The organism is Pseudomonadota bacterium (genome assembly GCA_026388255.1).
Taxonomy (GTDB): Bacteria; Desulfobacterota; Syntrophorhabdia; order Syntrophorhabdales; family Syntrophorhabdaceae; genus JAPLKB01.
The window spans coordinates 1-12,918 of record JAPLKC010000022.1; the positions used below are offsets into that span (position 1 = coordinate 1).

Annotated in this window: 15 protein-coding genes; 7 read left to right on the plus strand and 8 right to left on the minus strand. The window is 41.6% G+C overall.

What is annotated here, in order from left to right; all coding sequences use genetic code 11:
* Nucleotides 1-129: 129 nt before the first annotated feature.
* The 3 genes from NT178_01970 to NT178_01980 are packed head-to-tail and all read right to left on the minus strand — an operon-like array spanning nt 130 to nt 1,818.
* Nucleotides 130-768 (minus strand): hypothetical protein, encoded by a 639-nt coding sequence (locus tag NT178_01970; GenBank protein ID MCX5811300.1) that lies wholly within the window; start codon nt 766-768, stop codon nt 130-132.
* A gap of 3 nt (nt 769-771) precedes the next feature.
* Nucleotides 772-1,464, minus strand: coding sequence for a hypothetical protein (locus NT178_01975; GenBank protein MCX5811301.1), 693 nt, complete (start codon nt 1,462-1,464; stop codon nt 772-774).
* A gap of 3 nt (nt 1,465-1,467) precedes the next feature.
* Nucleotides 1,468-1,818: a VRR-NUC domain-containing protein gene (locus NT178_01980; GenBank protein MCX5811302.1), complete on the minus strand. Its 351-nt coding sequence runs from the start codon at nt 1,816-1,818 to the stop codon at nt 1,468-1,470.
* 577 nt (nt 1,819-2,395) lie between these two features.
* On the opposite strand from NT178_01980, the gene NT178_01985 reads away from it, so the two are divergent.
* The 4 genes from NT178_01985 (at nt 2,396) to NT178_02000 (ending at nt 4,283) form a co-directional block, all read left to right on the plus strand.
* The gene (locus NT178_01985) at nt 2,396-2,767 is read left to right on the plus strand and encodes a type II toxin-antitoxin system RelE/ParE family toxin (protein MCX5811303.1); all 372 of its coding nucleotides are present in this window, start codon (nt 2,396-2,398) and stop codon (nt 2,765-2,767) included.
* Nucleotides 2,768-2,769: 2 nt separating this feature from the next.
* Nucleotides 2,770-3,117, plus strand: a complete 348-nt coding sequence (locus NT178_01990) for a helix-turn-helix transcriptional regulator (protein ID MCX5811304.1) — start codon at nt 2,770-2,772, stop codon at nt 3,115-3,117.
* Nucleotides 3,118-3,570: 453 nt separating this feature from the next.
* Entirely contained in the window at nt 3,571-3,831 is a 261-nt protein-coding gene (locus NT178_01995; protein MCX5811305.1) for a type II toxin-antitoxin system prevent-host-death family antitoxin, read from the plus strand.
* Complete coding sequence (locus tag NT178_02000; GenBank protein MCX5811306.1) at nt 3,810-4,283, plus strand: hypothetical protein; 474 nt, start codon at nt 3,810-3,812, stop codon at nt 4,281-4,283. The genes NT178_01995 and NT178_02000 overlap by 22 nt, the downstream gene beginning before the upstream one ends.
* Before the next feature lie 169 nt (nt 4,284-4,452).
* Here the strand turns inward: NT178_02000 and NT178_02005 are convergent, their stop codons facing one another.
* Nucleotides 4,453-6,045, minus strand: coding sequence for a bifunctional DNA primase/polymerase (locus tag NT178_02005; protein MCX5811307.1), 1,593 nt, complete (start codon nt 6,043-6,045; stop codon nt 4,453-4,455).
* A gap of 91 nt (nt 6,046-6,136) precedes the next feature.
* On the opposite strand from NT178_02005, the gene NT178_02010 reads away from it, so the two are divergent.
* A complete protein-coding gene (locus NT178_02010) occupies nt 6,137-6,520 on the plus strand; it encodes a hypothetical protein (GenBank protein ID MCX5811308.1) in 384 nt (127 codons plus the stop codon).
* 60 nt (nt 6,521-6,580) lie between these two features.
* Here the strand turns inward: NT178_02010 and NT178_02015 are convergent, their stop codons facing one another.
* Complete coding sequence (locus NT178_02015) at nt 6,581-7,261, minus strand: hypothetical protein (GenBank protein ID MCX5811309.1); 681 nt, start codon at nt 7,259-7,261, stop codon at nt 6,581-6,583.
* Nucleotides 7,262-7,895: 634 nt separating this feature from the next.
* Between NT178_02015 and NT178_02020 the strand changes: the two genes are divergently transcribed.
* Nucleotides 7,896-9,602 (plus strand): AAA family ATPase, encoded by a 1,707-nt coding sequence (locus tag NT178_02020; protein ID MCX5811310.1) that lies wholly within the window; start codon nt 7,896-7,898, stop codon nt 9,600-9,602.
* Nucleotides 9,603-9,751: 149 nt separating this feature from the next.
* On the opposite strand, the gene NT178_02025 is transcribed toward NT178_02020, so the two are convergent.
* Genes NT178_02025 through NT178_02035 form a run of 3 tightly spaced genes read right to left on the minus strand, consistent with a single transcriptional unit; the run spans nt 9,752 to nt 11,963 of the window.
* Nucleotides 9,752-10,942, minus strand: coding sequence for a ParB N-terminal domain-containing protein (locus tag NT178_02025; GenBank protein ID MCX5811311.1), 1,191 nt, complete (start codon nt 10,940-10,942; stop codon nt 9,752-9,754).
* Nucleotides 10,943-10,958: 16 nt separating this feature from the next.
* Nucleotides 10,959-11,486: a hypothetical protein gene (locus tag NT178_02030; GenBank protein MCX5811312.1), complete on the minus strand. Its 528-nt coding sequence runs from the start codon at nt 11,484-11,486 to the stop codon at nt 10,959-10,961.
* 39 nt (nt 11,487-11,525) lie between these two features.
* A complete protein-coding gene (locus NT178_02035; GenBank protein ID MCX5811313.1) occupies nt 11,526-11,963 on the minus strand; it encodes a hypothetical protein in 438 nt (145 codons plus the stop codon).
* Nucleotides 11,964-12,250: 287 nt separating this feature from the next.
* Here NT178_02035 and NT178_02040 point away from each other — a divergent pair.
* Nucleotides 12,251-12,918 (plus strand): helix-turn-helix transcriptional regulator (locus NT178_02040; protein MCX5811314.1); only part of this gene is annotated, 668 nt, incomplete at its 3' end.

The window sequence follows — 12,918 nt, forward strand, 5'->3', positions numbered from 1 at the left end:
AATCTTTTTGACTCTTATGTGTTTATAAGGGGCGACCCCTTAAAACTTATAAGGGGTCGTGTTGAGGGGGTTATGCTGAGCTGCACTTAATGACGTTTTCGAGATCTACTGATAGTTATTTTATTTATATTACTTCTTTGCATTTTTTTTCTCTCCTGATGTTTGTGTACCTTTTTCGCCTGATGCTTGTGTACCGTTGATTAACTTCTGTATCTTTTTGTTTATATCCAGCATGTCCGTGTTCACTTCGTTATGTATCGCCGCGAGCCTTTTAACCTCTTCGTAGCTGGACATCGACTGTAGTTCAAATATTTTCTCATTGAGTACTTTTATGCCCGCAGCCAGTTGTCCGATTTTCTCATCACGCGGAACTAGGCACATTGAGATTTTCCTGTTAGCTAGCAATAATTTCTTCTCTTTTGAGTCGTTCACTTCCCTCCATTTTTCAGGCTTGAATGAATGCAGGCTCGGGACATTCGACTTGATGTTTTCCCACAGTTTATGTACCGTATCATCCAGTTCTTTGAATACCTCGACAGCATCTTCGAATTTGATTCGGAACGCAACCTGCCTTTTCAGTTTATTTAATTCCCTGTCCAGACCGGTAAGGTTGATGACAAGCTCAATCCCCATGCGGCCTCCCACAGGCATAATAAATATGCTGTCCGGTTCGTGTGCATCGCTCAGTTTTCTTTCGAACCGTTTCTGCTGTTTTAACAGCCTTTCCTGTTCTTCGTTTTTTTGTGTCTCTATTGCCGTTTGCTCCATGTTTTACCTCCTTGATCTGTATTGTTCTATTACTTCCGTGCTGATTCCTTTTATCTCTATCTTCACGTTGTTACACAGCTTGGATGCCAACGCTATGTTCAACCCCCTCTTCCCGATGAACAGGCCGATGTATCTGTTGTCTATGACAAGATGTATTTCTTTACCGTTGTCGAAGCTCGTTATTACTTCGATTGATTCCAGATGCCCGGGCGGGCATAATGCATTGACCACAAATTCTTTGATGTTACTTGAATATTTTACGAACGACAACTTCTCGCTGAAGTAATCCTCAAACCTTATGTCCTCAATATATTGCCTGAGCATATCGTATAATTCGTAGCTGTTACCGATATGGTTATTCGGCGTATCAACAGCTACCTTGATGTACTTCTCGATTATGATAGACGATCTTTTGATCAATACTCCCTGATTTATACAAAGATCAGCCAGCAGATACTCAAGCACCCTCCGTACATATTGCGGAGACCTCTGGGTGAGTGTTACCCTCGCACCGTTGATTTCGTATATCGAAGCCATTCCCGTTTCTCCAATCTTGAATTCTTTCCGGGCATACTTTTTAGGGAGAAGAGCCAATATTTCAGAGTTCAACAGTTTTGTAAGATATGAGTCATAGTCCGGCATCGCCTTCAGAACGATAAAAGCAGCAAGGTAGCCTATTTTATATTCAGTGGTCATCAATCAATGCGATATCCTTCTCATGGACAGATATTTCTCGACACCGCTTACGACATCATCAACGGACTGGACTGCAATTGCAACCCCATTGTTTTTCATTACCTCCCCGATGAAAATATTTTGACGTTGCGTAAGTTGCCCTTTCTCAGCTTTTACTTTTACGGCGAGGAACTTTCCGGCCGGGAGTATTCCGATTATATCTGATGTTCCCGGAACTCCGAACCTCACAAGCCTTGACCCCGTAGAAGCCGCGCAATTGTTCTGCCTCCATGCAGCAAATCCCATCGCAGCAAGGTAATGCAGGATGGCTTTCTGTAAGTCTTGCTCTCTTCGTTTCTGTTCTTTTAACTGCATCCCTTTTGTTTAACCTCCTTGACTTATGATTTGTGTGTTTTTGTTAATCTCCGTTCCGGAATCTCGATTCCCTGTCATTGACAGATGCAACTTGCACATTTTGTTTTGATGATGTATTGGTTGCAGCCCTGACACGAATGCATGATGTTACCTGCATGAGGGCAGTAATCCGGTTTGATGTTAAACCCTGGGAGTATCTCTGATGGAATCTTGCTTGTCATTGGTCTACCCCGCCGATGTATTTGTCAATGTATTAACGCAACGGGAATAGTGAAAAATTTAAAACGCTGGTAGCCGGTCTATTTGGGTAAAAATCCCTCCCCTGCAAAAGTGAAAAACGTGACCCCCTAACCCCCTTCTATATGGTATATAATACATGTGGTTTGTAACCAACCGATATAATTACTTAAAAGATTATTTTTCTACGCCATAGGTGCGTCTCAGTATGTTTTAGATTCCTCAATAATATTGTTAAGTTAAGTGCACTTTTCTACGCCATAGGTGCGCACCCCGTGTTGGTGCAACCGCCAGAAATATTGTTGTTGTCCAATTATATATAAATATGTATATTTGTATAATGGATGAGATCAAACCGAAAGGTCTTGAATGGATCGGGACAAGCCGAAAAGACATGCAGGCTTTACCTTTCTCCGTCCGCCGGACCTTCGGCTATGCGCTTTATGAGGCACAATTGGGCAAGAAGCTACAAGACGCAATACCTCTCAAGGGCTTTGGAGGGGCTGGCGTATTGGAAGTGATCAAGGACTACAGGGGCAATACATACCGCGCCGTTTACACCATCCGGTTTGCCGCACAGTCTATGTGCTGCATATATTTCAGAAAAAGGCAAAGCGCGTTATTGGAACGCCGGCAGAAAGAACTGGACCTGATCAGAAAACGATTGAAACGGGCCGAGAATCTTTACATCGGCAAAGATAAAGGGGTTTGACCATGAAAAAAGACCATGAAATAAGCAGCGGCAACGTTTTTGCCGACCTGGGATTTCCCAATTCAGAACAAGAGCTTATTAAGGCGAAGCTCACCGTACAGATTTACCAGCTTCTGAAAGAGAGGGGCTTAACCCAGGGTAAAGCCGCAAAGTTGTTAGGCACGACACAGGCGCAGGTATCGACGCTTATGCGTTGCCGTCCGGTGTCGGTATCTGTAGGACGTTTGATGGAATTTTTAACAATACTCGGGCAGGATGTGGAACTGACAGTTAAACCGGCAGCCTTTCACAACAAGGGACAACAGGGGCGCATGTCGGTCACGATAAAGCCCGCTCACCAACACTTATAAACAACTGTGTTGAGATTTTTTGTTTCCAAAGCTCGAACCGCGCCGGATTAGTGGCGGTGTATCTGACAGCATGCTGAACGTTCTATATACCCTGAATAGTAGGGCGTAGAATGTAAAGCCCTGAACTTCCCGCTACACCCTTCTTGTTTAACAAAACAATCCATTTTGTTGCCATTTAATAATATTTCGGAAAAATCTTCCCCAAAAGTAAAAAGCCTTCAAACCATTACTGGCAAGCCAGCAGGATAAGGTGTTGATACGTCCTTGAACCACAAATACCTTCAGAAACAGCCAATATTTCCGACAAAACCCACGATAAAGCACAAACCTGTTCACGAAACAGAAAAAATCGTGCGCTAAGCATGTCGGAAAGGTAGATATAAAATTTGGATGTTGAAATTATCCGTTAAAGTAGCTATAATAAATATAAAGTAGCTACTTATGGAGGATGCGATGAGAACTGTGACTGCAAAGGATTTAAAAAACAAAACTGGCGATGCAATACAGGCAGTCTCGAGGGGTGAAAAAATAGTGGTTACGTTAAGAGGAAAGCCTGTCGCGCTGATATCGCCTATCAATGCGGAAATGATCGAGCAACAATCGCTCAGAGATATGGATGTCGCCTGGGATGATATAGGAAGAACACTGCAGGCAAGCAAACCCCGTTTTAAAAATGTTGAGGAGGCAATGGGTTGGACAAGAAAAAGGTCATAGCATTCATAGATACAAATGTTTTTGTTGTAGACCTCAGATACAAAGACGACAAGAAATTTAAAATAAATCGGGATTTTCTGGATTTCGTTGCATCTGGCAATTGCAAGGGTATCACGAGCATATATAACCTTCTCGAAGTGTGCGGAATACTTTCCTTCAAATTAAATGAACAGCAACTGAGAGAGCTTTATTATTTCCTGCCAGAAAAATATAAAATAGACATTATGCCGTCCCGCAGTATTGATTCTTATCTGCCCACGGTATATGCCAGAGAAATAATGGATCTGATGTACGGAAAGGCAAGTTTTGGTGATGCACTTATCGCAGGTTTTGTGAAAAAGAAATTCTCTGCCAATATGATATTCGTGAGTTGGGATGCAGACCATTTTAAGCATTTATTGCCAACAATTGCTCACACTCCTGAAGAATTTCTTAAGCACCTGCAATCTTGACGGCGATAACGCTCTTTCGGTACACTTTTCCGGAAGTACTTTTTGCATAATCTTCAATCCTTTTGTTAAGAAGTTTGCTCCTTACATTTAGAGATTTTTAAGGGAGTATTTTCAACATTATATGTTACTGGCTTGTGAGAATTCACCCCTTCAGGAGATTATCATTTTTTTATCTGAAGTACGTTACGATTACCTTGCCTGATGATGTTTGAGTAATGATAACCTTTGAAAAGACCTTCTTCTGGAGTTCCTTATGAGCTTCCGAAAGCTGTGTCCTGATTCTTGACGGACTGTATTCTTCCTTTACTTGTAAACGCTGTGCTAGTTTTTTGTATGATATATTTACCGGGAGATTATCAGATAAGGCAAGCACGGGCGACAGGCATCTGTATATCCCTCTCGCAAGACCGTTATTAAGAGAGATGTACGTACTGTAGTTTAAACTACTGGCAAAACCAGCGTTTATATTCTTCAGGAATACCATGTTTAGCCATATTTTTGTGGTATATACCCTCTCTTCGTCATCAGCTTTTTGCCCTGAGAAGATGATCCTGTCAAAAATACCAAACGAATCTGTGATAAATTTTCTTTTTTCCGCATCGTAGAAGGTTTTCTCTGTAATAATTGTCAGAGACTTTATTCTCAGCATGGATTCTTTTATCATCTTGGATACCTTACCGGAACTGTGGTTAAGATTGATCATTCGCGCTACATCTCTCAATCCGCCCACCTCAACCGGGTTCGAAATAGGCTTCGGCATTTCGGACAGCACCATATTGATAGCCATAAACACAGCCTCGTCAAAAGGTCCCGGCAATCCCATCTTCGAGGGGATTACTACCCACTTACGAGACTCCTTCCCGTACTCCTGCACGACAGATATTTCCTCCACCTTGTGTATCCTCGTCCTGCTGTGAGTAAAAACAGGGAACCGCAACAGGTTTTTTTCATGGTACATCCTCTGTACCGTCACATCGTTAAGGCTGTGCCGGTAAAGTATGCTTTTTACAGTTCGTTCCACCTCTTTAGCGGGCAGAGGCGGATCATTCTTCTGATTCCATACCTCTGCCATTTCCATGCAATCCTTATAGTCCAGCCCATCATTGACCCAACTTCCGCATAGCCGGGCAAGCGTATCGTTTCTGCTTCCCTTGCCGACTCCTTTGTAGAGCGGTTTCAAATCAATAACTTTTTTATTTAGCGCTTGTGATACGAATATCTCAGGCAATGGAGTTATGGGCACATCAACGGTCTCCCATGTATATTGCATCCCTGTCAGATGCTCACTCGGCGGGGCGATTACATAACCTCCGTCCGCTCTGATGTCTATTTTCTTGTCACCATCAACGGAGTTTTTGACGTAGCCCTCCATTGGATAACGGTAGTAGGCGTGAACGCCCCGTGCGGTCCTGACAATGGCAGTATTAAGATATTCTTTGTTTTTCGCCCACCTGACCGCATCCGCTGAATCGAAGTCAACAACAACCAGGTGCGATATTTTTCCCGTGACGATTGCAATATTCGCCATCGGCCACTTCGTAAACCATTCTCTTATCTCATTTTCGGTCGGGTGTCTTTGCTGGAATTCGCTCCATTTAACGAGCGGAGCCTTTGTATCTTTCAGTCGTTCATCTATGTCAACACCTTTCGAATAGTGAGACCCCTTTACGGGGATTATTGAAAATCCTTGATTCAAATAACGCAAGCCGTAGAATAAAGTGCTGTTCAGGGATTTGTCATCGACTACAGCTGAATAATTCACGAATGTTTTCTCCTCTCTTTTTTTTGCGATGATGTACACATTGAGTATTACGGAAGTAATAGGAGAATAAACTTTATTCGGGAGGTCTGATTTGCTTCGAAATTTTGTTCAGAGTTTATCCAGATTGTTCAAGAAGCGCTACATAAAAAATCTTAAAATTGCTGATGCGTATTTCAATGGAAGTCGCCATTTTAACGAACTTCTCAGATATGTGTATCAGCAGGAGAAGATTTATGAATATATTGCTGTCATCAACAGTACCGATGTCGAGGCGTTTGGTTTTGAACTTCCGCTAAACGGGACCAGTCTCGAACATAACTTCTTTTTTTTCGATCATGTAGAGGTAGCCGAGGAATGGGCGTCCGGAGGTGGTTTGCCCAACAACAGGGCGATAATCCCGTTGTATCTAAAGATGTCCATAGAATCCTCGCGATTACCCGAAGTATCTGAGATAGGCAGAACATATATCAACTGAAAAACAAAAAAGGGGCGTGGCGCCCGTGTTTCTGAGAGCCACACCCCTTGATTCTACGATCTAATCGACAAAGCCAAAATCTTCCTCATCCAGTTCGACAAGGTTGTCCTTGCAGTTTAATTCAGGAAACACCTCTTCTTCTGTGTAAATGCTTCCGTAATAATTCACGAATACCCATTTTTCTATTGAACAGGGTTCCCACTGTTCGTCATCATGGCGTATGTCGTACTTGAAGTCGTACCCCGGCGGGGACGTTGCGTCTCTGTTGTCGCAGAACAGACATTCCTTCCCTTTGACGACTGCCTTCTGAAATGCCACGGGGGTTTGCAGGCTTTTGACAAACTCATCATATCCAACAACACATTCTGGAGTTTTGACAGTCAGTTCGTACCCTACTGGCAATACCTGATCGCGCGTGACGACCGATCCCCACAAATCCCATGCCGTATCGCCGTAAAACTGAAACAGCATATGGCGGCCCGGAGCAATGATAGTCGATATAAAATTTGTGACTGCTTCCATTTTTTCTTCGTCATATTTGAAGTAATAATCCCCCTGATAAGGCACGATGTCGTAGACGTATTTATTCATGGGACTTACATCGCAGTTGATACTAAAATCTGCGTTATCATCTTCGTACCCGATAAACGGCGCGCCCAATTCTACAATCTTATTTCTCATCTCTTCAGGGGTGAGTCCTGATTCGAAAGTAACTGATTCCATAGTAATGTAATATCCCATAAAGGCCTCTTAAAGTTTTACAACATATGCTATCATCCCCATTTTTACAAAATAGGGAAGCATCTTTTTCAGTATGTAGTCGTGTCCCCCGTTTTGCCAAACGATTCTAATCATGGTTGCCTCCTTAATTTTTTATAATTGGATTTAAAAGAAAAAAACCTCCCTAAAGGAGGTTGCTGATTTTTTTTCGGAAATGCCTACTGATGTTTTTTGCTTATGTATTACTTCTTACCCCTTTTTGCCACCAACTAATAAAACAAGTTGTCATTTCTGTGAACTGAAATGTGAAGCGATACCACCAAATAAAGGGGGTATATACCATAGCCCTCGACAGTAATATTTCTACAGAGATACGTATTTCCAAACATCAAAATTACATCACACGAAAGGAGAACTTATTAAAGATGGGAATACACTGCCATCCTTACGAGATAATATCCGACAAAACGATTCGGAAGTTCCTTTTCTTTCCTCTGCATCACCTGTTCGATTGCACAAAATTCTTTCAACTAAAGACGTACCATATAATCGGAACTTTATTTGCAATCTGTATAGTCACAGTTAACAAACGTTTGGAATCTTTCAGTCATGTAGGAACTATCTTTGTGTTTCTAACTAACAGATAGGGAGAATTATGGTTAAGGGTATTGTCGTACAGTCAAGAAATACCAGAAATGGCGACTTGCACCGTGTAAGAAGCAGGAAATGGGTCTTTGTACCCGAGAAGAATAGCAATCCTTCCGTGATCCCCACACAAGGGGGCACATTTAAAGGAATAAAAAGGAAAAACATACTCATTGCCGGTGGTTCAGGGACATACGACATCGATACCTGCAAGTCATATGAGAGCGTCAAGAGGTTTGCCGTCAAAGAGAATTTTGCCGTCCCGGGTTACCCTTCGTTTTTATTCAAAGAGATGGCCGGGCTACTGTGGCTTATGGGGAAGAAGGCGATGCTCAGGAAGTTCTTGTTCTTCTCCTACGAGAAGCAAATACAATATCTCCGGAACCCCTACCTCCTTTACTACAGGGGACACCTCGATTTTCACTCCGCACATGTCATATCTGAGAGGACACAGCAACCCGGATCTCTTGCAGAAAAGGTATATGCAACAAGTTATCACGTTGTTGATGAAGCATATGGCAACGCACAGGGATCCCTGCCCTTTTCCATCGTAGTCGAGAAGGTATCCCGGCTTCTCGACTTAGAACAAGGTGACGTATCCTCGGTCATGGAAGAAATTGCAAAACTCCCGCATCACAAGATTGTCTTCAGCTATAACCGTATTTACCTGAGTTCCGTCTTTTTTCTTAGCAGGAAGGCGCTCATGATGTTGACCGATAACCCCGAAACATTCCAGATTTTTTCAACGGATGATGATCATATCCGTAGTTTGATGGATCACAGATACACGATACTGTCAGGGACAGCAGGGACAGGGAAAACGACCTTACTCAAGAAGATCGCCTCGATGTCAAGCCGTGTTATCCTGTCGGCAACAACAGGCAAAGCAGCAAAGCTGCTGGGCAGCAATGCCGTCACCATCCACAGTCTGCTCGGATACGGCAGGAAAGGGTTTTCTGTAGATACCCTGGATTGTGACCTGCTTATAGTGGATGAGGCGTCTATGCTTGACTGGTATATTCTTCATGCAATTCTCAAGGCAGCCCCAAGAGTGGTATTCTCAGGCGACCCCGGACAGCTTCCTCCCGTTGAAGGGGAAAGCGTTTTCAGAATAATGACCGATGTTCTCCCCATTGTTGAACTCACAAAAAAGTGGAGATTTGCCAATAGCGGTGGACCCTCTGTGAATGTTTATCATGTAGACAATGACTTCTCGGCCATGCGGCTTGTCAAGAAGATAGCAACGTCACTCAAAGATCATGGCAAGACATTTCAGGTCATCACACCTGTTCACGGAGGTCCGTTAGGGACAAGACAATTGAACTTGTTACTACAGAAGATCATCAACCCGCAATCGGAAAGAGTCTTCCGGGAGATTAAGGCACAAGACAAGGTGATCGTCACTGAGAATGTTTACGTTGACGGCGAACTCATTGCCTCGAACGGCCAGATGGGGTATGTCGTATCAAAGGATATGGAATTTATCGGTGTGCAATTCCCCTCAGACGGAGATGGAACGGTATTAATTGAACCAAAGGATATAGAACTTGCCTATGCACTCACGGTACACAAGTTTCAGGGGAGTGAAAGCGATTATGTGATTTTTGTGATACCTTCCAGGACAGACAGGGAGTTTTTGACAGACGAGATGATGCTTGTCGGGACAACGAGAGGCAAGAAGATGACGTATGTGATAGATGGATTAGGAGTGTGCTAACTATTTTTCAGTACCCGGGGCACTGTTTTTGGTGATATTGTTTTGAGCCCACTTTCCAGTGTCAATGACACTGCTTTTGTGTCGAGTTTTCAAACGCAATTTCCAGTGTCAATGACACTGCTTTTGTGTCGAGGTTTGATTGAGAATTGCTACTGCAATATCTCGTCACCTTCTTCTCTTAAAGGCTTAATAGAGTTTATGAATTTTTCTACTTCATCGAAAATATCCCTAACATCGGCAAGATGTTTTTTAATGGCAAGTCTTGTGTCTTTTTCCTTGAGCAGCACATCCTGACCCAATCTCGTAATGGTGTTCCTGACTTGATCTGCCTCCGTTACAATGATTTTGCAACGGTCTGCCACCGATGCCGGAGACGCCACTGCAGATACTATATTATCGAGCAGTTTCAATCTATTTTTGAGTTTATTTTTTTCAATTTCGCCATCGTTTTTGGTTTGGTCGAATTTTTTTATTTCATCTTGCAGAATTTTGATTTCTTCGTTTTTCTTGCCCACCTCCACCGACATTCTCTGCGAGTGAGCCTGCGCTGACTCTATATCATCCTTGAGGTTTTTTTCCACTTCTTCCTTTGCTTTTTCATAAGCAATCCGGATTTTATCATCGGCATCCTTGTATTCCTCTTCCAGCTGCTTTCTCTTTTCATCTACCAATTTTTCGAGTTCCTTTTGTCTTGTCTGCTGCAACACCTCATAATTCTTTTTGTAATCTTCGTATGACTTTAATTCCTTTTCGCTTTTTGCTTTAAAATCTCGTAGTCTTTGATTTTCTTTTTCGCTTTCCTGCAATTGTTTTTCCATTTGGGTTAACTTCTCGGTGTCCTCGATGATCTTTATAGGCATCGCATTGTAGATACGTTTCTGTTCCTCGGTAGGAATATCACAGAGGTATTGCAGGGTGTTTTCATTTAAGTAAGGTGTAATATTTTTAAATTCGGCGATCAGGTGTTGTGCCATACTGTTGCGGTTTTCCTTTTTGTATTCATCCCTTTTCTTTCTCATCTTTGTTTTTTCATCAAGGTCGAGATTCCTCCTGATCAAGTCAGTGTCGAATATAGCTGCTACTTTTTCATTAGCTGTTACTATTCTGCAAGGGACTTCGGCAAGATCCAACCTCTTTGCCGCATCAAGCCTGTTGAAACCAGCAAGAAGGGTATAGCCGCCATCTTGTCCCTTTTCAACCAGCAGTGCCTGAAGAATGCCGTTGTTCTTAATACTTCCCATAAGTTCTGTCATTTCTTCATTGTTCAAGGCTCTGAACAAACGAGCCCCCGGTTGGATTCTTCCTGTTGAAACCATTACGATTGCACTGTTATCTGACATTTTACCTCCTTTATTATTATTGCTGTATTTTTTCTGTTATTATTTGATATATGATATGTTGCGTCAGAACAGGTACGGTCATACCGAATTGTTTTGCCGTATCTTTTAGTTTACTGTATACGTTTCCGTCTACTTCTATCACCTGTTTGTGAGCAATACCTATTCTGCTGCATCTCTCGGCTATTAATAAGGGATTTATAACAATAGGGGCAAGCGAGAAAAACAGCCCTATATCCATCAAAGGGATATCAAACTCTATACGATGTAGTTGTCGGTTTCTTTTGCGCGCCAACTTCCCATTTTCTTTCAATTTTCTTAGATGGAGAATTTTTTCTGCATCTTGGAAGTCTTCGACCAACATGTTAATCTTATAGATCTTATTGTCTGTTTTTTTTGATTTGAATATACCTTTTTTAATGTATCTATAAATCGTCTTTTTTGATAATACTCCACGCTTAATTCTCATAAACTCGGGGACTGTTACCCAAATTCCTTCGTTTTCACCTTGGGGGTTAACAATATTCGCCTGGCAACGTTCGTGCATTTCGATACCGCCTCCTCTCGTTAGTAATCAATTAAATAATCAATAGTAATCATTGTTACCATTTCCATTGTTTCTATGACCGTTTTTATCCCCTTCCGGAAAGGGAACTACGATCCGTTCCGATGTAAATATGTACCCTTCTGCTTCAAGTTTCTTTTTCGATTTGCGGTATTGGGAATTGTTCAATAACTTCGTCTCACCTCTCGGCGAGTGTGCCCTGAACACCACCTCTCCTGGTTTTTCAGCCATCCGGTGTATTTCTTTTTCGATATACCAGTAAGCAAATGTTTGCAACGACATATTTACCGCCTTGGTATCATCGTATCTTTTAATAGCCTCGACGCATGCGATATATGACTGGCTTAAATAATCGGCTTGCTCTAAGTAATCCGAATATCCTTCCACCTTACTTGCGAGCTTTTCAATCTGCGGTCTCATTTTTGTCCACAACTTATATGCTATTTCTGTCTCACCCATGTGTCCCCCTTTTTTTGTTTGTTCATAATTCTATACACTATAAACATTGCAAGTTCTAATATAATATTTATTTAATGTATATTATTTTATACAATAATAAATATACTATTTTTATTATAATTGATAACATCTTGTTATTATTGTTAATAACAATAATTATATAATATTGTATACTATATGGTATCTCAATATTATATAAGCTAATATTACATTCCATTATCACACTCATATTACTAAATATATAATTATCCATTGACATTAATATATTACTATCCTAATATATCGATATGGGATTGGCGGACGAAGTAAAAAAACTACGGGAACGTCACAGGCTTACGAAAGCAGAATTTGCCGACAGACTTGGCCTATCTCCCATGTATGTAACGCTTCTCGAAAGGACACCAAGCAAAAGAAAGTTCATCCCATCGGTTAAAGTCATTCGGAAAATTGCTGAACTGTTCACATTTGGTGGAGAAGAACGTATCGTTACAGAACGAAAACTTCTGCTTGAATTGGCCAAGCTGAAAGCCCCGGATGAGATTGCCTCGTATTTTGAAAATACCGACAAAGAAGAAAGATTATATTATGGGGAAAGCATGCCCCTTGTTTTTATCGAAAAATTACGAAAAGATGCTAAGTGTTTAGAAGATTCTGACAAAAAAACAATAAATAAAATGTTAAAAAAATCCGGAATAACGCAAAATGAATTTGAAGCACTCAAACAGTGCAAATACACAGTGAATAGGCAAAAAGTGATAGCTCTTGCCATTGCTTTAAAACAGCCTGTTGAGGAATATCTGCTTTTAGCAGATTATCTCCCTGACAACATTAAAAATTTATCTAAAAATAAGAAATGGGCAACTATGTTAGACTCATTCGCCGATCTCTCTCCCGAAACAATCGATCAAATGATCGATATTATACAGAATATTATCAGCATGTATAAAAAAGGGGG

Coding starts and splice junctions, on each gene's coding strand:
- NT178_01970 (MCX5811300.1), bottom strand. CDS start 768: ATGGAGCAAACGGCAATAGAGACACAAAAAAACGAAGAACAGGAAAGG.
- NT178_01975 (MCX5811301.1), bottom strand. CDS start 1,464: ATGACCACTGAATATAAAATAGGCTACCTTGCTGCTTTTATCGTTCTG.
- NT178_01980 (MCX5811302.1), bottom strand. CDS start 1,818: ATGCAGTTAAAAGAACAGAAACGAAGAGAGCAAGACTTACAGAAAGCC.
- NT178_01985 (MCX5811303.1), top strand. CDS start 2,396: ATGGATGAGATCAAACCGAAAGGTCTTGAATGGATCGGGACAAGCCGA.
- NT178_01990 (MCX5811304.1), top strand. CDS start 2,770: ATGAAAAAAGACCATGAAATAAGCAGCGGCAACGTTTTTGCCGACCTG.
- NT178_01995 (MCX5811305.1), top strand. CDS start 3,571: ATGAGAACTGTGACTGCAAAGGATTTAAAAAACAAAACTGGCGATGCA.
- NT178_02015 (MCX5811309.1), bottom strand. CDS start 7,261: ATGGGATATTACATTACTATGGAATCAGTTACTTTCGAATCAGGACTC.
- NT178_02020 (MCX5811310.1), top strand. CDS start 7,896: ATGGTTAAGGGTATTGTCGTACAGTCAAGAAATACCAGAAATGGCGAC.
- NT178_02025 (MCX5811311.1), bottom strand. CDS start 10,942: ATGTCAGATAACAGTGCAATCGTAATGGTTTCAACAGGAAGAATCCAA.
- NT178_02030 (MCX5811312.1), bottom strand. CDS start 11,486: ATGCACGAACGTTGCCAGGCGAATATTGTTAACCCCCAAGGTGAAAAC.
- NT178_02035 (MCX5811313.1), bottom strand. CDS start 11,963: ATGGGTGAGACAGAAATAGCATATAAGTTGTGGACAAAAATGAGACCG.